Annotated in this window: 23 protein-coding genes and 1 pseudogene; 8 read left to right on the top strand and 16 right to left on the bottom strand. The window is 34.7% G+C overall.

The features are described 5' to 3' along the window. Positions 1-160 precede the first annotated feature (160 nt). Positions 161-721 carry an exosporium protein ExsB gene (exsB, locus tag ABH961_RS05375; protein ID WP_048543130.1) on the top strand — a complete coding sequence of 187 codons (561 nt, stop codon included), beginning with the start codon at positions 161-163 and terminating at the stop codon, positions 719-721. A gap of 197 nt (positions 722-918) precedes the next feature. Here the strand turns inward: exsB and ABH961_RS05370 are convergent, their stop codons facing one another. The 6 genes from ABH961_RS05370 to ABH961_RS05345 all read right to left on the bottom strand — a co-directional run bounded on the left by ABH961_RS05370 (position 919) and on the right by ABH961_RS05345 (position 5,786). Continuing rightward, on the bottom strand, positions 919-1,530 hold the full coding sequence (locus ABH961_RS05370; protein ID WP_098048543.1) for a phosphoserine phosphatase 1: 612 nt from the start codon (positions 1,528-1,530) through the stop codon (positions 919-921). 12 nt (positions 1,531-1,542) lie between these two features. Next, complete coding sequence (locus ABH961_RS05365; RefSeq protein ID WP_098077143.1) at positions 1,543-2,088, bottom strand: short-chain dehydrogenase; 546 nt, start codon at positions 2,086-2,088, stop codon at positions 1,543-1,545. Between the two features lie 12 nt (positions 2,089-2,100). After that, positions 2,101-2,517, bottom strand: a complete 417-nt coding sequence (gene fosB / locus ABH961_RS05360; RefSeq protein ID WP_000943776.1) for a FosBx1 family fosfomycin resistance bacillithiol transferase — start codon at positions 2,515-2,517, stop codon at positions 2,101-2,103. Between the two features lie 58 nt (positions 2,518-2,575). Next, complete coding sequence (locus ABH961_RS05355; RefSeq protein WP_098048545.1) at positions 2,576-4,237, bottom strand: peptide ABC transporter substrate-binding protein; 1,662 nt, start codon at positions 4,235-4,237, stop codon at positions 2,576-2,578. 84 nt (positions 4,238-4,321) lie between these two features. Continuing rightward, complete coding sequence (locus tag ABH961_RS05350) at positions 4,322-5,326, bottom strand: DUF2628 domain-containing protein (protein WP_088110210.1); 1,005 nt, start codon at positions 5,324-5,326, stop codon at positions 4,322-4,324. A 7-nt stretch (positions 5,327-5,333) separates the two neighbouring features. Next, complete coding sequence (locus tag ABH961_RS05345) at positions 5,334-5,786, bottom strand: methylated-DNA--[protein]-cysteine S-methyltransferase (RefSeq protein WP_048543142.1); 453 nt, start codon at positions 5,784-5,786, stop codon at positions 5,334-5,336. A gap of 133 nt (positions 5,787-5,919) precedes the next feature. Here ABH961_RS05345 and namA point away from each other — a divergent pair, with 133 nt between their 5' ends. Continuing rightward, positions 5,920-6,957: an NADPH dehydrogenase NamA gene (gene namA, locus ABH961_RS05340; protein WP_048543144.1), complete on the top strand. Its 1,038-nt coding sequence runs from the start codon at positions 5,920-5,922 to the stop codon at positions 6,955-6,957. A 230-nt stretch (positions 6,958-7,187) separates the two neighbouring features. On the opposite strand, the pseudogene ABH961_RS05335 reads toward namA, so the two are convergent. From ABH961_RS05335 to ABH961_RS05325, 3 genes and pseudogenes are all read right to left on the bottom strand, one after another. After that, positions 7,188-7,352: pseudogene (locus ABH961_RS05335) on the bottom strand (DinB family protein); the annotation flags it as partial. A 501-nt stretch (positions 7,353-7,853) separates the two neighbouring features. After that, positions 7,854-8,513 carry an oxidoreductase gene (locus ABH961_RS05330; protein ID WP_048543146.1) on the bottom strand — a complete coding sequence of 220 codons (660 nt, stop codon included), beginning with the start codon at positions 8,511-8,513 and terminating at the stop codon, positions 7,854-7,856. 115 nt (positions 8,514-8,628) lie between these two features. Further along, entirely contained in the window at positions 8,629-8,778 is a 150-nt protein-coding gene (locus ABH961_RS05325; RefSeq protein ID WP_000540924.1) for a hypothetical protein, read from the bottom strand. Positions 8,779-9,045: 267 nt separating this feature from the next. Between ABH961_RS05325 and ABH961_RS05320 the strand changes: the two genes are divergently transcribed. After that, positions 9,046-9,996: a metal ABC transporter substrate-binding protein gene (locus tag ABH961_RS05320; RefSeq protein WP_001126161.1), complete on the top strand. Its 951-nt coding sequence runs from the start codon at positions 9,046-9,048 to the stop codon at positions 9,994-9,996. 135 nt (positions 9,997-10,131) lie between these two features. Next, positions 10,132-10,602 (top strand): GNAT family N-acetyltransferase, encoded by a 471-nt coding sequence (locus ABH961_RS05315; RefSeq protein ID WP_048543147.1) that lies wholly within the window; start codon positions 10,132-10,134, stop codon positions 10,600-10,602. Between the two features lie 97 nt (positions 10,603-10,699). On the opposite strand, the gene ABH961_RS05310 is transcribed toward ABH961_RS05315, so the two are convergent. Further along, positions 10,700-11,650, bottom strand: a complete 951-nt coding sequence (locus ABH961_RS05310) for a CobW family GTP-binding protein (RefSeq protein WP_048543148.1) — start codon at positions 11,648-11,650, stop codon at positions 10,700-10,702. Between the two features lie 165 nt (positions 11,651-11,815). Between ABH961_RS05310 and ABH961_RS05305 the strand changes: the two genes are divergently transcribed. After that, positions 11,816-12,718, top strand: coding sequence for an aldo/keto reductase (locus tag ABH961_RS05305; protein ID WP_048543149.1), 903 nt, complete (start codon positions 11,816-11,818; stop codon positions 12,716-12,718). Between the two features lie 24 nt (positions 12,719-12,742). Here the strand turns inward: ABH961_RS05305 and ABH961_RS05300 are convergent, their stop codons facing one another. Both ABH961_RS05300 and ABH961_RS05295 read right to left on the bottom strand, forming a co-directional pair. Then, the gene (locus tag ABH961_RS05300) at positions 12,743-13,327 is read right to left on the bottom strand and encodes a GNAT family N-acetyltransferase (RefSeq protein ID WP_048543150.1); all 585 of its coding nucleotides are present in this window, start codon (positions 13,325-13,327) and stop codon (positions 12,743-12,745) included. A gap of 84 nt (positions 13,328-13,411) precedes the next feature. Beyond that, positions 13,412-14,875 carry a flavin monoamine oxidase family protein gene (locus ABH961_RS05295; RefSeq protein ID WP_048543151.1) on the bottom strand — a complete coding sequence of 488 codons (1,464 nt, stop codon included), beginning with the start codon at positions 14,873-14,875 and terminating at the stop codon, positions 13,412-13,414. 240 nt (positions 14,876-15,115) lie between these two features. Between ABH961_RS05295 and ABH961_RS05290 the strand changes: the two genes are divergently transcribed. Together ABH961_RS05290 and ABH961_RS05285 are read left to right on the top strand one after the other, a co-directional pair. Next, the gene (locus tag ABH961_RS05290) at positions 15,116-15,307 is read left to right on the top strand and encodes a DUF3896 family protein (RefSeq protein ID WP_048543153.1); all 192 of its coding nucleotides are present in this window, start codon (positions 15,116-15,118) and stop codon (positions 15,305-15,307) included. A gap of 105 nt (positions 15,308-15,412) precedes the next feature. Continuing rightward, the gene (locus ABH961_RS05285) at positions 15,413-16,414 is read left to right on the top strand and encodes an LLM class flavin-dependent oxidoreductase (protein WP_048543155.1); all 1,002 of its coding nucleotides are present in this window, start codon (positions 15,413-15,415) and stop codon (positions 16,412-16,414) included. Positions 16,415-16,459: 45 nt separating this feature from the next. Here ABH961_RS05285 and ABH961_RS05280 read toward each other — a convergent pair whose 3' ends face one another. The 3 genes from ABH961_RS05280 to ABH961_RS05270 form a co-directional block, all read right to left on the bottom strand. Then, positions 16,460-17,404, bottom strand: coding sequence for an alpha/beta hydrolase (locus tag ABH961_RS05280; protein ID WP_098077149.1), 945 nt, complete (start codon positions 17,402-17,404; stop codon positions 16,460-16,462). Between the two features lie 207 nt (positions 17,405-17,611). Then, the gene (locus tag ABH961_RS05275) at positions 17,612-18,067 is read right to left on the bottom strand and encodes a DUF3939 domain-containing protein (protein ID WP_048543159.1); all 456 of its coding nucleotides are present in this window, start codon (positions 18,065-18,067) and stop codon (positions 17,612-17,614) included. Between the two features lie 107 nt (positions 18,068-18,174). Then, the gene (locus ABH961_RS05270) at positions 18,175-18,618 is read right to left on the bottom strand and encodes a Dps family protein (protein WP_000105195.1); all 444 of its coding nucleotides are present in this window, start codon (positions 18,616-18,618) and stop codon (positions 18,175-18,177) included. Between the two features lie 241 nt (positions 18,619-18,859). Between ABH961_RS05270 and ABH961_RS05265 the strand changes: the two genes are divergently transcribed. After that, complete coding sequence (locus ABH961_RS05265) at positions 18,860-19,900, top strand: YkvI family membrane protein (protein ID WP_048543161.1); 1,041 nt, start codon at positions 18,860-18,862, stop codon at positions 19,898-19,900. A gap of 36 nt (positions 19,901-19,936) precedes the next feature. On the opposite strand, the gene ABH961_RS05260 is transcribed toward ABH961_RS05265, so the two are convergent. Next, positions 19,937-20,311, bottom strand: a complete 375-nt coding sequence (locus tag ABH961_RS05260) for a DUF3979 family protein (RefSeq protein WP_404519000.1) — start codon at positions 20,309-20,311, stop codon at positions 19,937-19,939. Positions 20,312-20,414 lie beyond the last annotated feature (103 nt).

Genomic DNA, 20,414 nt, shown 5'->3' with positions numbered 1-20,414 from the left:
TCTCTTCATTCAATGTATGCACCTTGCCTTGTCCATACATCCGCTATCATCTATTTATATAAAATTACACTCTTGTCCTGTTCAGAAAGACGTCATATCTCATATCATGTTAAGGAAAAAGAATACCTTTTCAACTTAATACATGATAAGGAGGATTTCTATGAAACGTGATATTAGAAAAGCGGTTGAAGAAATCAAAAGTGCTGGGATGGAGGATTTCTTACACCAAGATCCAAGTACTTTTGAATGCGATGATGATAAATTCACTCATCATAATTGTACAACTGGATGTAAATGTACAACTGGGGGTAAATGTCCAAGAACAAGATGTACTCGCGTGAAACATTGTACTTTCGTTACAAAATGTACGCATGTGAAAAAATGGACATTTGTTACGAAATGTACTCGTGTACGTGTTCAAAAATGGACATTTGTTACGAAAGTAACGCGTAGAAAAGAATGCGTTTTAGTTACAAAACGTACTCGCAGAAAACATTGTACTTTCGTTACAAAATGTATACGCTTTGAAAAGAAATTTTTCTGGACAAAACGAAGTTTCTGTAAAAAATGCGAATTCTTCCCTAACAGACACGGTCACTCTTGCGACGATTCGTGTGATGACGGAAAGAAATGGAACGATTGCAAAGATGGTGGACATAAATTCCCATCTTGCAAAAACAAGAAATTCGATCACTTCTGGTATAAAAAACGTAATTGCTAGTTTTTATGCCTACAAAAAAAGGCCGTTTTGCGGCCTTTTTTACGTTTATCCCGCTTTAATGGGCAGTAAGATCCCCACCTCAAAATTCAGCGAAAGCAAAGACGTTAGGTGGGGGACCAACTGCCCATAAAAGTCCGATTGGTTCAACTAATAATCAGTAGGGAATGAAGAAAACCCCTACTGATTAAAGTTTCACTTTATTGAAAATGACTTATATCTGCAAATTGCTTCACTTCACCTTTCCCTTCTTCAAATTCTATTACACTTAGACTAGCACTATGCATAAATGGATCACCCCATACATTTTCTATTTTAATACCCGCAAAATGTCCTACAAGTAGCTTTGCCGCTGCCGCATGAGAAACAATTAATATACTTTCTCCTTTATGCTTTTCTAAAAGAATCTGTATCCCCTCAATTACTCTTTTATAAACAGACTCAAAATTTTCTCCTGATGTTGACTGAAAAAGATGTGGCTCATACCAAAATAACTGTATTTCGTCTGGGTACTGCCTTTCTATATCATCGACTGTCTGTCCTTCCCATATACCCATGTTAATTTCATAGAAATGCTCATCCGCGATTATCGGTACATCACGTTCGCCCTTTATTAACTCTGCAGTATGAAGGGTTCTTTCACTCGGACTACTATAGATCGCATCGATAGGTAAATCTTTCATTCGATCTCCTAATTGCTTAGCTTGTAACATACCATTTTCAGTTAAAGCAGAATTTTTCCTGCCTTGCATTCGTTTCTCTACATTCCATTCCGTTTCACCATGCCTTGTTACATATACCGTTGTCTTCACTTCAATTCCCCCTTACCATGTCGGCCGCAATTCCCACGGTTCTACTCGTCCTACAATCCATTCTTCACATTTACTTTCAATTCCTTTTATTACTCCATCCGATATTTCTTCATGGGTAAGCCATCTCCCGTATGTATCTTCTAATATAAAACCTAATATTATTCTATGGTAGCTACATCGCGTACCACCTATTTTTTGTGCGGGTATACGCGACGCTTTACTACCTAAAATATGAAAAACGTTGTATGTTTCAGACGACAAATCCACTTCTCTACAAATGAATGACAACGTATCCTTCGCACTTGCGTGTACCCATGCGACAACTAATGTTATGGGTCCATTCCACTCAATTGTGCTTTTAATAGCTAGCTTTACATCGTCGTCATTATGATAATCTAATGGAAGACATGTGATATTTTCTGGTATAGCACTCTCTCGCTTAACATTTTCTAATTTCGCTTCATCTCTTCCAATAATAGAAACATGAAACCCTTGCTCACAAAGCCACATAGATACCCTCTTTAGCATTCCCGTTCCACCAATTACTAACGCATGCAACTTCTTCCCCCCTTAGTAAAATGTCATATGAGGTTTATCTTCCCTATAATAATTAATTCGGTCTTGCAATGTCCCTGAATGAAACTCAAACTTATGTCCATCAGGATCAACAAAATATATAGACTCACAATCTCTTACATCCCGTTCTCTTCCTTGTAAAATATGAACATCGTTTTCTTCTAATCGTTGCAGTAGACGTTCAAAGTCTTTCTGTTCAACAGAAAACGCAATATGCGTATAAGATTGATGAATCTCATTTCTCGGAATATGTGTTTCTTCATTAAGTGCTATCCATACTCCACATATGTTAAAATACGCCAATTTTCTCCCTTTAACTAATAATTCTCCCCCTAATACTTTTTCATAAAACATAATAGAGTTTTCTAAATTAGATACCGAAAAACAAATATGATTGATTCCCCTTAACAACTATAATTCCTCCTTATCCAAAAAAAGATGAGCGAAAATTCACTCACCTTTTATTGTACTATTTTTTTGTAATATATGCCCATTTATAACTGAAGTCCCCCCCAAACGTATGATTAGCAATACCTTTTACAAACGGCTTCTCTAAATAAGCTGTGCTTTGTTGATACGTAGGAGAAATTGCTGCATCTTGACCAATTAAGATTTTTTCAGCTTCCGCAAGGGCATTCCAGCGTGCTTTATCATCTTTTAATAGCTCTCCTTTTGATTTTGCTACTAAATCATCATACTTCGGATTAGAATAATCCATTTCATTAAATGAGCTTCCAGTCACAAACATATCAATATAAGTCATTGGATCTGGATAGTCAGGGCTCCATGCAGATAATGAGAATTCATATTCGAATTTCTTTTCTAAATCTAGCTTTTGCTTGTATGGTTGCTGTTTCAAATTCACTTTAATACCAGGTAAGTTTTTCTCTAACTCTTCTTTAATAAAGTCGCCTACTTTTTTACGGCTACCATTATCATCATTTAGTAATTCAACCGTAATTGTATCTTGACCAAGCTCTTTCTTCGCTTCTTCCCATAATTTTTTTGCTTTCGCTGCGTTATCTTTACTATCACGGAAGTTTTTATTTACAGAGCGGAAGTCTTTTCCATCCGGACCTGTCGTGAATTTTTCAGGTACTAAGAAATATGCTGGCAAAGAACCGTCATTTAAAATGACATCAGCAATTCCTTTTTTATCGTATGCTAAATCAATCGCTTCACGTACTTTTTGGTTTTTAAATGTTGCATTTTTTTGGTTAAAACGCAAGAAATACATACGTGGATCTAACTTCGTTTTAAATTCATCTGGCTTATTCTTTTTATATTTATCAACAAATTCAGAAGTTAAAATAACTCGATCTGCTTGATCACTATCATATAAATTTACTCCAGTGCTTGTTTCCTTCACAATACTTACATTAATTTCGTCTAACTTTACAGTATCTTTATCCCAATAATTAGGATTTTTCTTTAACTGATAATTTTGTTCATGTTTCCATTGACTCATTGTAAATGGTCCATTATATAGTAATTTATCTGCTTCTAATCCGTATTTATCTCCTTGCTCTTTCACATATTTTTCATTTAATGGGAAAAATGTAGGGAACGACGTAAGCTCAAGAAAATAAGGTGCTGGTTGCTCTAATTCTACTACCAACGTTTTATCATCCTTCGCTTTAACACCCAATTGATCTGATGGTAATTCTCCTTTATTTACTTTCTGTGCATTTTTCACATCAAATAAAATGAATGCATATTCTGCCGCTATTGCTTTATCTAATGTACGTTGCCATGCATATACAAAATCTTGTGCTCGAACTGGATCACCATTTGACCATTTCGCATCACGTAATTCAAATGTATATGTCTTTTTATCTTCACTAATCTTCACATCTTTTGCCATGCCTGGTGTTGGTTTATTATCTTTATCTAGACGATATAAACCTTCCATTGCATTTACAAAGGCACGGAATGATACAGAATCCGTTGATTTAGATGTATCCATTGAAGGAATTTCAGCTGTTTCTAGCAAATTTAAAACTTGTTTATCTGCCATTTCCTTATTCGATTCTTTCTTCGTTGTCGAAGCCTTCTCACCATTCCCACATCCTGCAACCAATACACTCGTCGTTAACGCAAGTGCAGCAATTGTTGTTGTCTTTCTCTTCATTCTTCCTTCCCCCAATCTATATGTATAAGTTAAATCTTGCATAATATATTTCATTATACAAAAGATTCTGATTATTTTAAATATTTATTTTAACAAACATAGAAAAAAGCGGTCGGAAGTTTCTTTCCAGCCGCTTTGTTGAATCGCATTTACTTGTAATCCATCCTCTATATCAAATGGATTTTGAACCTTAAATATTTCGTCCATCATCTTCAAAAACTCTTCTTCATTTTTAGATTCACCATTAACCGTAAGCGAATACGGTTCCACTTCACCCAATTTATAATCGACAACAAATTGAATCGTCACCTTTTGTCTTGGTGCTCCCGCGTTATATCCTTGGAATTCTACTAATTCTAACCCTTCCGTTCCACGATAATATATCCAACCTGAATTTTGAAAATAATTTTCGAAAGATTCACCTATTGAAAAGAAAGGATATTCATAAAGCGAGCTTGTACGAACCTTTTGTATAACGTCTCGATCAGTCGGAAAAAAGAAATGACTAAAAAATATGCTAGCAACTGCTAAAATAGTAACAATTGTCGCTCCCATTTTGCTCGTTCCGCCGCTATCATGGATAAGATAGTTTTCAACTGATTTATCTTTTATTTCTCTTGCTTTTATTCGGTATATACGTCTTTCCGCAAATTGATAGTATAATCCATTTGCAAAAATCCCCATTCCAAACAGAATAAAAATGAGTAATAAAAACGTAAGAGGCACCATATTAATGATTGGCAATGCTACATTAAAACCCATATAATAAGAAAACGCATCACATGCTACTAATAACAGTAAAAATAATGCTGCAGGTACATAATACTTACGATATCCAAGCCAACCCACATTGAAAATTGCAGCCCAACCATTCCAGCTCCATCTAGCAATCCGCTTATCCTCAAGTTCCCATTTCCTTTTGTAATACCGATATTGTCTACCTACATATACTTCTAATTCCTTGTCTATTAACGAGCATCCTTCACCTTGTTCAGTATGCGAAGTCCGCTGGCAACTTTCACAATTCAACTGATCTCCCTCGCAAAGTCGCCCACAATTTATACATTTCAAAACAATCCCTCTTCCCATCCATACGTCATTTCAAAATACCTTCGTGTTTTAATAACCACTCTTTCCTCCATAAACCGCCCGCATACCCAACAAGCTTCCCGCTCTTTCCTATTACACGATGACATGGAACGATAATTGAAATTGGATTACGACTATTTGCTCCTCCTATCGCTCGTACAGCTTTCGTATTTCCGACCTTCTCTGCAATATCTAAATATGAAGCACTTACGCCATAAGGGATAGTATAAAGCGCATCCCATACATTTTTTTGAAATGCTGTTCCCTCAGCAGACAGCGGGACCGTAAACTCTCTTCTTTTCCCCTTAAAATATTCATCTAGCTCATTTATACATTGATCTATCATTTCATTTTTATGTTCTTCTTGTCTCTCATCAACAAATATAACAGACGTAATTCCTTTATCGTTCGCTGTAATTTCCAGCAAGCCTAATTCACTTTCATAATAAGCCTGGTACATATGTCATCCTCCAATTCAATTCATATTAATTATTGTAACACGAATAGACAAAATTTTTCGTATAAGCGTTTTATTAGGGAAACAAAAACAAGAATGATACAATATAAGAAAATTCAATCTAGGAGGCTATTGGATGAATTCTGAACTTTTTTCACCCTATACAATTAAGGACGTTACATTAAAAAACCGTATCGTTATGTCACCTATGTGCATGTATTCATCAGAAAACGAGGATGGCCAAGTAACTAATTTCCATCACGTTCATTACGGAACAAGAGCTGCTGGTCAAGTTGGTTTAGTTATGATTGAAGCAACAGCCGTGTTACCTGAGGGAAGAATTTCTAATAAAGACCTAGGTATATGGGATGATAGCCTAATTGAAGGCTTACATAAAACAACAACTTTTATACATGATAACGGCGCAAAAGCCGCCATTCAACTTGCTCACGCCGGAAGAAAAGCTGAATTAGAAACGGATGCTCTCGCTCCATCCGCAATTCCGTTTAATGAAACTATGAAAATCCCAGTAGAAATGAATATACAGCAAATAAAAAAGACCATATTAGCTTTTCAAGAGGCTGCAATACGATCCAAACAAGCTGGATTTGACGTTATTGAAATACACGGCGCTCACGGTTATCTTATTAATGAATTTCTTTCTCCACTTTCTAATAAACGGACTGATGAATATGGAGGTTCACCTGAAAATCGCTATCGTTTCTTACGTGAAATCATTGACTCAATAAATGAAGTTTGGAACGGACCGTTATTTGTTCGCATTTCAGCAAACGATTATCATCCTGACGGTTTAACGGTTCAAGATTACGTTCCATATACAAACTGGATGAAAGAACAAGGAGTAGATTTAATTGATTGTAGTTCTGGAGCTGTTGTTCCGGCACACATCGATGTATATCCCGGGTATCAAGTGCAATATGCTAAACATATTAAAGAACATGCTAACATTGCAACTGGGGCTGTTGGTTTGATTACGACTGGAGTACAGGCAGAACAAATTTTAAATAATAACGAAGCAGATTTAATTTTTATCGGACGTGAGTTACTTCGCAATCCTTACTTTCCAAGAATAGCCGCCAATGAACTTAGCTTTGAGTTAGAAGAACCGTATCAATACAAACGAGCACCGGGGAAAATCCATACAAATAAATAAAACCGAGAATAATATGTACTACTGAATCTAGAGGAATAAAAAGTATACTATAAGATAACGTATGTTATTTCATAATATCGTTTTAAGGTGGATCAACATTTTGCTTGATACACCTATTTTTTTATGTGTTTATCTCCCTTTCTGAATATGTGACAGGGTTAAAAATCGAATTCCACAATCATGATTACGAAAAAAAACAATTCCTCAGATTAAGTGAGAAATTGTTTTTTCATATGGTTTACATTTTCCCAAATCGTATTACTAGCCTCTCCTTCTGGTTGCCAACATGCTTGTGCAGCAGTAAGATGCTTTAACGCGTCTGATAAAGGTGGATACCATTCTTCTTCGTAAAACACTTGCTTAATTCCATTTTGCAACATTTCTTTTTTACTCATTCGTATATCCTCCTTTTGCAAATCTCCCAAAAATACGGAGTAGTACATATAGGACTTTTATATCTTCGGAACCCAATTCCCTTCAGATTTTACTCAAACAGATATAAAAACAGATTATTTCCAAATAGAAAGTATATTCTATTTGATTTATTGGCATTACAAACAATGGATATATGATAGTAGTATATTTTCAAATGAAGTGAAACATTCTTATAAGACGAAATCATCCGTTAGTATAATACGACTCTAAAAATAGCATTGCAATAAATGAGGTCACTTGTCGTACTAGAGTTGGAGACGTATAAAGTGAAACTTTAATCCGCGGGGGTTTTGCTGTCCACAAATAGCGGGATAAGAATGCGATTTGCATAATAAATTATCGTAAAAAAGGAGTGGGCTTCCCACTCCTTTTTTACTTTCTTATAATTGCTAAACTACATGTATTTACTATTCATTCAAGATTCAAACTTGATTTTTAATACATGCCATTTTTCACAATTTTTATTCTATCGTTGTAATTTCATTTGAGTTATAAATATAAATACCCGTTTCTTCTCTCAATGCAGTTATATACATCCCTTTCGCTACATCTTTCGCTGAAATTGGTTTATACTTTTTGAAAGCCCCTTTAAATATAAAAGGAATGATACGAGATAACTTTTCAGCCATTCGTTCACCGAAACGAAATTCTTGTCGATTTCCTACTAATAAAGATGGCCTAAAAATGTGAATACCACCAATAACTAACTTTTGTAATTCCTCTTCCATTCTCCCTTTAACTTGCGAATAAAAGAAAAACGATTTAGGATTTGCTCCCATTGAAGACACAACAAGGAAATTTTGTACCCCTTGTTTTTCAGCTAAACAAGCAGCTCGTAACGTATATTCATAATCTACCTTTTTGAAATTTGCCTTTGTTTTTGCTTTTTTGATTGTCGTTCCTAGACAACTAAATACGTCATCTACAGCAAAAAACTCTTTATATTCCTCTAACGTCGAAAAATCTATTTGCTTTTGCTGTAACTTTTCATGTTGCCATTGCATTGGTTCCCTTACAAAAATAGTAACCGAATCGTAGTAATCTGATTCAAGTAATAGACGCGTTATCTCTTGTCCAACTAAACCACTTGCACCAAGTACTAACGCTGTTCGCTTATTCATATATGCATATACCTCTTATTTTACTTTTCTCTCCTTCAGTAAAATACAACTTTTAGGAGTTTCCTTCTCTCATTTTACCACAAGTAAAGCACTATGCGTACGCATAGTGCTTTACTCACTCTTTTTTCTCATCTTTCTCTCGCAATTTTGTTACTGTTGATGCATCTCCTAAATTACTTATTAATCTTCTTAAAAAAATTAAGACTAATGCTAATGGGAATACTACCGCTAATATCAATAAAATAGCTTCCATTAAGTAACCCAAACACTCATCCCCCTCTACACCCTCCTTTCAAATATATGAACGTAGCGTTGTCACATATGCATGCATTCCTAAAAATAATACATCCAAATTTGACAACTTTATAACAAAAACAAATCGGAATGATTATTATTTATTGCAACTTTATAAAAGATGTATTATACTAAGTTCGCAAACTAAAACGTAATTATTCCGTTTTGTATTAAAATGATATTTTTCTTCTATAATTGGGGAAAATATATCCGTAAAAAAAGAAAAGAGGAGAACTTCATGCCTAAAAGATTGACTATATTTTCATTTTTACTTATTTTCACTTTAATTTTTACTGGCTGCTCAAATAAAAAAGAAGGTAATGCCAAGAAAGACGGAAAGCTAACTGTTTATACTACTATTTTTCCTCTTGCAGATTTTGCAAAAAAAATTGGTGGCGACTATGTAACTGTTGAAGCGATTTACCCACCTGGTGCAGATTCACATACATTTGAACCAAGTCAAAAACAAACAGTACAAGTTGCAAAAGCCGATTTATTCGTTTATAACGGCGCTGAATTAGAACCATTTGCTGAAAAAATGGAAAAAGCATTGCAAAAGGAAAATGTTAAAATTGTAAATGCATCAAAAGGTATTGAACTGCGTACTTCTACTGAAGAAGAGCATCATGATCACGGAGACGGCCATAAAGAGGATGAACATCATCACGATAAAGACCCGCACATTTGGTTAGACCCTACTTTAGCAATGAAACAGGCAGAAAAAATTAAAAATGCACTTGTAGAATTACAACCTGATCATAAACAAGAGTTCGAAAAAAACTTCGCAGCACTTCAAACAAAATTTACTGATTTAGATGATCAATTTAAAGCAGCTGTTGCGAATGCAAAAACGAAAGACATTTTAGTGTCTCATGCGGCTTATGGATACTGGGAACAACGCTATGGCCTGAAACAAATTGCTATCGCTGGTATTTCAGCTTCTGATGAACCATCTCAAAAACAGCTTGCTGACATTACAAAAACAGTAAAAGAACATAATCTACAATATATTTTATTTGAAACTTTTTCTACTCCAAAAGTAGCATCTGTAATTCAAAAAGAAACGGGTACAAAAATTTTACGCTTAAATCATCTTGCTACTATTTCTGAAGATGATGCGAAGAGCAATAAAGATTATTTCACTTTAATGGAAGAAAACGTAAACACATTGAAAGAAGCTACTAACTAATCAAATTTTTAAAAGAAGCTGAATATGTCATTCAGCTTCTTTTTTATTTGTTCTTACTTGACTTGACCAAAATAACAAGTAAAATTATCCATATTAGCTTTTAAGCTATATTAATTTAGAAGGTGAGTTGGAATTATGACTCTTCACATTCGTGAAGTAACAGAAAAAAATTGGCGTTCAGTAGCTGCTTTAAACGTCGCAAAAGACCAGCAGCAATTTATTGAAAGCAATTCGTTTTCTCTAGCAGAATCATTATTTGAAGGAAACGGAACGTCAGTAGGTTTATATGATGGAGAAACACTTGTAGGGTATGCAATGTATGGATGGTATTTTGAAAAACGCAAAAGCGTATGGTTAGATCGCTTTATGATTGACGAGCAATATCAAGGAAAAGGATACGCAAAACGTTTCCTTCGCATACTCATTCAATTCTTACAAGATAAATATGAATGTAAAATAATTTATTTAAGTTTACATCCAGACAACAAACTCGCAATGGGATTATACGAGTCATTTGGTTTCCGTTTAAATGGTGATATTGATGACGATGGTCCAGTTGTAGGTGTTGTAATGGAGTTACTATTAGATCAACATACAAGCCTGTGAAAACAGGCTTTTTATTATCCTTCGTTTTTTGCAATCTAGCATTTTTCTATAAAATACTTAGTTAAGTTAAAAAAATAAGCCTGCAATATATGCAGACTTATTTCACACACTCCCCGAAATGTTCTTGGAACCATTCCTTATTAATATCTTTTCCGATAAACACAACTTCACTTACTCGTTCTTCGCCCTCTTGCCACTCTCTATCATATGATGCAGCAAACAGTGTATGCACACCTTGGAAAACGATACGTTTATCTACTCCATCAATCGATAAAATTCCTTTGTAACGATATAAATACTCCCCTAGCTCTTGAACGACAGCTGACATCCACTCATTTAATTTTTGTAAATCTAACGGTCGCTCCTCGCGTAGTACAAACGACTTTACCCCTTCTAAATGATTATGCTCTGTATGAGGATAAATTTGTAACGTATCTTTCGTTTTAAACGTTTGAATTTGTAGTAACGATGGAATATCTACATCACAGTTAGTCGCCTCGATTAACTTTGCAGTTGGATTAATACCTTGCAGTTCCTGCAATAGATTTTCCTTTTCACTTTCATCCACTAAATCTAATTTATTTACTAAAACGACATCAGCAAATGCAATTTGTTCCTTTGCTTCTAGTCCTTTTTCAAAATGTTTATGTATATGATAACTATCTACTACTGTTACAACGCCGTTAATTTGGTATGCAGATTGAATCACAGGATCTAAAAAGAATGTTTGAATAATCGGACCTGGATTTGCAAGACCAGTCGTTTCAATTACTAATCCATCAAATTCCATTTTACCTTCTGCTTTTACGTCCAGTAATTGTTTTAAAGCGACTAGTAAATCTTCACGTACAGTACAACATAAACATCCATTCGTCATCTCCATAATCTCTTCTTCGACATTCATAATCAGCTGATTATCAATACCAATTTGTCCTATTTCATTTACAATCACTGCTAATTTATGACCGTGATTTTCTGATAAAATGCGATTTAATAATGTCGTTTTCCCTGATCCAAGAAAACCAGTTAATATTGTTACTGGAATCATTTCGTACATCTCCTTATAGCTATATGTTTTTACATTATAGCATATAGAGAAAATCGTTTTTGTAGCAAAACATATTTATTGTATGTACGACACTGTAACTATATAATAATATGTAGCAAGAAAGCCTTTTCAAAAAATGATTCATTCATCAAGGAGGTACTTATAATGGAACGAGTTAAAATGGCCGAAACACTAGAATTTTCTCGTATTATTCAAGGTTTTTGGCGTTTAGCAGAATGGAATATGCCAAAGCAAGAGCTACTTTCTTTTATGGAAGCGTGTATGGATATGGGAATTACTACTTTCGATCATGCTGATATTTATGGCGGATATACGTGTGAAGGATTATTTGGAGAAGCGTTACAACTCAAGCCTTCCTTACGCGAAGACATGCAAATTATCACAAAATGTGGAATCGCTCCCCCATCACCAAAATTTCCAGAGCGATATGTTGCGCACTACAATACGAGTGCTGAACATATAATAAAAAGCGCGGAAGACTCACTACAAAACTTACATACAGATTATATTGATGTACTGCTCATTCATCGCCCTGATCCATTTATGGATCCAAATGAAGTAGCAGAAGCGTTCTCACGCTTAAAGCAAGAAGGAAAAGTCCGTCACTTCGGTGTATCTAACTTTTTACCTTCACAGTTTAATATGTTAAGTTCTTATTTAGATTTCCCGCTCATTACAAATCAAATTGAAGTATCTGCGATGCAGCTTGAACATTTCGAAAAAGGAACAATTGATTTATGCCAAGAAAAGCGAATCAATCCTATGATTTGGTCGCCTCTTGCTGGCGGAGAAATCTTTACTGGTCAATCAGAACGTGCTGTACGTTTACGTGAAACTTTACAGAAGGTTGCTACTGAACTAGATGTTACTAGCATCGATACAGTTATGTATGCATGGCTGCTTGCTCATCCAGCTAACATGATGCCAATCGTTGGATCTGGTAAATTAGATCGTGTTAAAACAGCCGCCCTTGCTACAAAAGTTAATTTAGATCGTCAACAATGGTTTACAATTTTCGAAAGCTCTAATGGACATCCTGTACCATAATACACAAAAAGAAGAGCTGTTTCTTTACAGCTCTTCTTTTTCATATGTATTTCTAGTCATGGCAAATACACACATATCCCTTAATCCATTTCCATCTACCGCTACACTCGCACTTTCCAATGTACCTTCTAACTTAAATCCTAATTTCTCCGGTATCGCTCTACTCTTCTTATTTAAAGAATCACATCGAATTTCTACGCGATTTGCTTTCAGCTCAGAAAAAGCATAATCTGTTATACCCTTTGCAGCCTCTACCATATAACCCTTTCCACTAAACCTTGAATCAATCCAATACCCAATTTCAAATTGAGGTATATCCCAATTAATACGATGCAATCCAGCTGATGCAATAAATTCACCTGTTTCTTTCGAAAAAACTAGTAATCTTAAATCCTCACGCTGTAAAAATTGAATATGCGATTTTCTAATGCTCACTTCTACTTCTTCCTCTGTTTGCTCTTTTTGTGCAAAAACCATCCAAGGTTTTAATTCTTTCATAGAAGCTTGAATTGCATCGTATACAGATTTACCGTCACCCGGTTTCGGCATTCGAATAAATAGCCTATCAGTATAAAATTCAGAAGGAAAATCAAATAATAACGGATTCACTTTCAACACTCCTTTTAATTCTTTTATATATAATAATATCCATCTCAAACTATACAGTAAAGAAATTTCTGAATTTTACACATTTTAATTATTTACCTCTACCGCTACACGAACTCCAGATTCAATTGCACCTTGTATCCATCCGTGATATAACGTTGTATGATCACCTGCAAAGTATAATCTCCCCTCTGGTTTTATAATCGCTGGTTGTAGCTCAGATTCTTGACCTGCCTGAAATAGCGCAAATCCTCCAAGTGCATATGGATCCAATGTCCAACTTTTTGATATGCCAGACATGAACTCATCATATACTTGACCGCCTAATATGGTCGCTAAATTTTGTAGTGTGTAATAAATACGATCACCTTTTGATAACCCATCCCATAACAACGCATCATAAGACCATGTATAGCTTCCTAACATCATAGCAGGTCCTTTTTCTCCAATTCCGTGACTTGGATAATAGGCGTAACGAATTGGTAAATCCGTTATAATCCTGCCACCTAATTGTCCTTGTTCTTCCCAAAATCGACTTTTAAATTGAATTCCTATTTTCGTCGCTGGCATATAATGCAATTCGCGAATTGCTTTCCATTTTTCATGAGATATAGAATTAAATGGATCTACTTCCACAAAACGCATTGTCGAGAATGGGATTGTAATAATAACTAAATCCCCATTAATACTACTATATTCAAAAGTTTCCTCGTTTCGATAGAAAGCTGTCACACCATTATCATGTTGTTGTAGCTTCATTAATTTTTGATTATATATAATATTTTCTTCTAATTGTGGTAAAAAGGACTTCGGTAATTTATCATTCCCGCCTACTATTTCACAAAATCCACTCTCCACTTGCATAATATATAAAAAGCGTAACGTCTCAACAAATGACCTTTCCAAAAAACCTTCTAAATCTAATAAAACACCAATCATCTCGATTGTTACTGGTGAAAAGTAAGTATTATATTGATAAGGGTAATACTTTAAAAATTGTCCTGTAGAATATCTCCCAAAATCCTTTACTACAATATCCCAATTTTTCTCTGGGTTCTTTTTTATAAAATTTATAATGGGCTGCACCGCTAACATTAATAGCTCCTCAGACGTTTTCCCAACTTCATTCATTTCCACAGGATACTTTAATATACTTGGATCTTTTTCATATTGTTTTAATGTCGTTTTTCGACCATTTACGTAAACGATATCTGTCTCATTCCTATTAATAAAAGGGCTTACCTGTAGCCCGAATTTTCTTATATATGCCATCGTTAATGTGTGCGAATACGGAATTCTCATTGCCCCAACATCTAAATATAATCCGGTATCTTCCATTCTAACCGTCTCTATGCGGCCACCTACCCGGTTGTTTGCTTCAAAAATCTTCACATCATGTCCTGCAGCTTTTAATAAAGATGCCGAAACCAACCCAGCCATACCGGCCCCTACTACTATAATTCGCTTCGGACGAGTCGTCTTCTTTAACCCTTTATTTATAACTTTTAACGTTTCATCCATCTCAGTGTTATACATTATATCTTTCTGCACAATTCCACCCCTTACTTCATAAAGTGAAACTATAATCAGTGGGGGGTCTTCCCCTACTGATTATTAGTTGAACCAATCGGGCTTTTATGGGCATTAGTGGTTTAGTGCATTTTATTCATAAATTGCTATAAACATAACAACATAGAAAGAGGAATATTCACTAAAAGTACATAAGAGTTAGCTTTCACACCTCTTCACGCTTCGTATAATATAGCAACAGCAAAGAAGGAGTGGTTAAAAATGAAACAAACTTACGACTACCACGCTACAAAGAAGTATTTAGAAGAAAAGAAACAACAACTATGCAACAAACTTAGTTGTAAGCATCTATCTAAAAAAGAGCGTGAACAACTAAAACTTGAGATTGATAACTACGAATATATATTAAATTTAGCCGAAATGAATCATTATGAACGAGGATTTTCTCGTTAAAAGTAAATATAGAATTTATCCACTTTTTATTTTGAGCATTTTATTACGCATTTTTCGTAAGTAAATATATAATAGGATGTACATTAAGATTGAGAGGTATATTCTATGATCAAATTAAGCGTATTAGACCAATCACCTATTTCAGATGGTAGTACAGCAGCCCAAGCTTTTTCACATACAGTTACACTTGCGCAAGAAGTTGAAAAACTCGGATATACACGCTTTTGGGTATCGGAGCATCACAACTCTGTCAGCCTTGCTGGTTCAAGCCCTGAAATACTTATTTCTCATATTGCAGCAAAAACGGATCGTATGAGAGTGGGTTCAGGTGGTGTTATGTTACCGCACTATAGCCCTTATAAAGTTGCTGAGAATTTCCGCGTTTTAGAAGCGCTTTATCCAAATCGTATTGATCTTGGTGTCGGCAGAGCACCTGGTGGTATGCCAATTGCAACTCGCGCACTTCAAGAAGGCAAAATGGTCTCACTTGATCAATACCCAGAACAAATTGCAGATGTTGCAATGTACTTACATGATCAAGTACCAGAAAACCATCATTATGCAAATTTAAAGGCTACTCCTGTCATTCCAACATCTCCCGAGATGTGGATGCTTGGTTCTAGCGGAGAGAGTGCAATGATTGCCGCAAAACAAGGTGCTTCTTTTGCATTCGCACAGTTCATTAACGGATACGGTGGCCCTGAAGTAATGAATGCTTATCAAGAACAGTTCCAACCTTCTTATTTAGGAGATAAACCAAAATCAATCGTCTCTATTTTTGTTATTTGCGGAGAAACGAATGAAGAGGCGGAAAAAATTGCTTCTAGTTTAGATTTATCAATCTTATTACTAGAACAAGGAAAGCGTACAACTGGTACTCCTTCTATCGAAACTGCACAAAATTATTCATACAGCGCTTATGATTTATTCCGTATAAAAGAAAATCGTCAACGTATGATCGTCGGTGATCCCTCTTCTGTGAAAGAACAAATCGTAAACTTAAGCAAAGCGTACAATACTGATGAATTTATGATTGTCACAATTACTCATCGATTTGAAGATAAATTGAATTCTTATCGCTTACTAGCAAATGCTTTTCATTTATAATGACAAAAGGGAGATACATCAATTATGATACATCTCCCTTTTTTACTACTTATTATTTATGTCGTCTATATATTCAATAGCTTCTTTTAATAGTTCATCAAAATCCTTAGGATAATCATGATTTAAATTGGGTACAACTTTAAACTCATGTTCTATATTCTTATCTCTTAATAATTGTACAAATTGCTGCGTACATTCGAAACAATCTTCATCTTGATCCCCACACACTATATATCCCTTTATATTTTTATTCTGTAACACTCCCAACAACTCATTCCATTCTTCAATCTCTGGAAGCCACGGCGCCACAAAAATAAAACCATCTACATCTATATCTTTTTGTAAAATTGTATACAAAGCTACTCTTGCGCCAGCAGAAAAACCACCAATTATTACACTTTCTACTGTATGATTTTCCATTAACGTAACGTAATGCTCTTTTAATTCCTCTTTCCCTCTATGTATATCGTCCCAAACAAATCCATCTGAAAACTGAATTTGCGAAGATTGTGGTAAAGCTAACGTATAATCTTGTGTCAAAACAGATTTCCAATATGGTTCTATTATTTCTATATTTTCTTGATCCCCGTGCATTGCAATAAATAGTTTTCCTTCTTTATTGCTGTCTAAATATTTCACGTCTACTCGTTCTGTTTTCTTTGCTAATTCTTCTCTTTCTTTACATAATTGAACCATTTTATGAAACTCTTCAAATTTATGTAGCGGTGTTAAATCATCGTCCGAAATTAAATACTCATTTCCGTACCAAAATCCATTGTCTATAATAGCTTCCTTCATTATCTGTAACGCTTCTTCTTCAAGCCCCGCTGCACTCGCTAGCGCATATTTAAAATTATATATTTGCGCTTTATTCCCCACTACACCTTTAGCATGCTCCATTATATAAGTGTACGCTTCCAAACTCCCTTTATTTGTGTAACAATGTAACGTTTCATTTAATAATTGAATGTAAGTCATACTATTTTCCATACACCCATTCCCCCGTAATCTTTTATAATATTTATTTCTCAAACCTTTATACGATTCTGTAATCACTGTATATAACTCACGCTAACAATACTTAATCATTACTTCTCTTCGTCCAATAAGTTTAGTATAAAATTTAATAAACTGAAAAATCAATATTTTACTAAACAAAAAAAGACAACAATATATTTATTGTTGTTTTCAATACATCTACCCACTCTTTTGTTTTTTTCTGTCTGGTTTACTTGAAACTAAATAGTGTTTTTCTGAAATATATAAGTCTCTTTTTAATATACGATTTAAATACGGCCCTAATTTCATCCCGCATATAAGGCGATCTTCACTACCTTCAACAATTGGAAACATTTCTTTTTCTGTTACGTATTGATCTACTGCTTTTTGTACGATATCAATTTCTTTAACTAGGTTTAGATTTTCTTCTGTATGTTCAAATACCTCAAGCGTTTCCTTCGTAATAAGAAAACTATTTGTTGGAAATGCAAGTAAATACGGCTTTAACAAATCATAATTTACTGTATAATCATCATTTACTAATACTGTATAAACGATATTAGCATTCTTTTCTAGAAACTTAGCCATCGCTTGTTCTAATTCATCTTTCGTAATTTCACGCTCTTCTTTTCCAGTTCTGAAAAAGCGAAACATCGCATCGCCTCCTTTTTACTATATTATAGCATAAAAGAAAACTGAAAAATTACAAAAAAAGCCATTGAAAGAATTTTTCAACGACTTTTTTCTTAATATACTTATATTTATTTTAAGAACGCACTTAGCATCCATACATGTTGTTCTAATGTTGTATGAATCGCTAACAACATGTCTGCTGATGTTTCATCGCCAGCTTCGCCAGCAACTTCCATACCTTCTTTTAATTCTTGAATAAGTGCAGAGTAATCATTCACTAATGTTTGCACCATTTCTTCTGCAGATTCCTTGCTTGTCCCTTCACTCACACTAGATGTTGCAAGATATTCTTTCATTGTCGCTAGCGGTTTACCTTCCAACGCTAAAATACGTTCTGCTAATTCATCAATATTTGTTCCAGCTTCATTGTAAAACTCTTCAAATTTCTCATGTAACGTAAAGAAGTGTGGTCCTGTCACATACCAGTGATAATTATGTAGTTTCACATATAACACATTCCAGTTTGCTACCTGCTTGTTTAATACTTCAACAACATTTGTTTTCGTACTCATACAATCCACTCCTCTTATCATTTCATAATGTTTATCTTTTAATAACATAGTTACATGTTACCATACATTTCCTATCCTTTCGAACGATTGGCTCATATGTAACAAAGTTTTAACACCTTTAATACTTCCCTAATATCTTTTAATTCATGTATGTTTTCAAACACTTCATACGTCTAATTGTCCAAGCTCATACATATGCATAATAGTAAATCAAGCTCATCGTAGTAGAAAGAGGGATAACATGGACAATCAACAATGGCAAGTAGCAAAGAAGGTCGCTGCTACTTATATTGGAACAGTCGTTGGAGCTGGATTTGCTACTGGACGAGAAATCGTTGAATTTTTTACAGTGAACGGATTATATGGAACAATTGGCATATGTGTAAGTGGATTTTTTTTTATTTGGCTTGGCACAAAGATGATGTTACTTTCATCACAAATCGGTGCATTTTCAGCACAAGAATTTAACAAATATTTATTTGGGGATGTAGTTGGCAATGTTGTAAACACACTATTATTACTCGTATTATTTGGTGTAACGAGCGTTATGTTATCAGGAGCTGGGGCGGTATTTGAAGAGCAACTTCGTTTACCAAGACAACTTGGTATTTTCATTATATTGATCGCCTGTCTCATTATAGGTAGTCGCGGATTACAAGGGGTTTTTGAAGTTAATACACTTGTCGTACCTATTATGATGATTTTTATTATCGGACTTGCTATTACAACTTTTTTTCACGGTACAACTCCTATTAGTGACACTATTCCTGCAGAAAGCTGGAATATGAAGTGGATTACTAGTCCTATTACATATGTCGCCTTAAATCTTTCTCTCGCCCAAAGCGTTCTCGTTCCGTTAGCCAGTGAAGTAAAGGATCGAAAGGCCATTTTATGGGGTGGTATTTTAGGCGGTGCAGGACTTTCTTTAATTTTATTATGTAGCCATTTAGCTATTTTATCAGTCGATCAATTTTATCAATATAATATCCCAATGGCTGAAGTCATAAGAAAATTCAATGCAACTTTTCACTTTTTCTTTGTTCTTATCATTTTCGGTGAAGTGTTCACAACTTTAGTTGGTAATGTGTTCGGAATGACAAAACAAATGCAATCCATCACCGGATGGAAAAGTAACAATATTATTTTCTTCATTTTACTAATTAGTTATTGCTTTAGTTACATTGGTTACAGTGAACTACTCCACATTCTATATCCTATAATTGGATGGGTCAGCATCATTTTACTGCCAATTATTGCTTTTAAACAACTTCAAAAAACATAAAAGAAGCATCCATGTTATTGGATGCTTCTTTTATGTTCATTCACAATCATCGCATACTTCCCAGTACGGCCCCATTTCGAGTGCTAAATATGGCTTTAATTGCAACCGAATCATCCGACTAGGCATACGTTCTAAAACGAATTGAATTCCTTCTTCCTCTTCGTCTTCGTCTAATTCAACTTTTGAAATCGCAATTCTTTGCATAGTAGAAATAGGCATTCCATCTTTATATAAAGTGATTTTCACCTCATCATATTCATTAAAATACAATTCAACACTCGTTTGATTTTTCAACAGTTCATCAACAATTTCATATTTATCATTTCGTTCCTGGATTATATATTTCCAGCCGCCTCTACCTTCTTCTTTCGGAGCTGCTTGAAATAATGTCATCAAATCCTCGTATAGCATAAGATAACCCCTCTCTTACTAAAAAACGATGAGTATTTTATATACCCTTTATCTCTATCACTATCCATATGTATTGTACCATATATCGTCGTTTTTACCGTAT

It is taken from the genome of Bacillus sp. RC251 (assembly GCF_044908765.1).
Taxonomy (GTDB): Bacteria; Bacillota; Bacilli; order Bacillales; family Bacillaceae_G; genus Bacillus_A; species Bacillus_A wiedmannii.
Note: the sequence above shows the minus strand (reverse complement) of the source record. Positions and strands in the feature narration are given on the sequence as shown.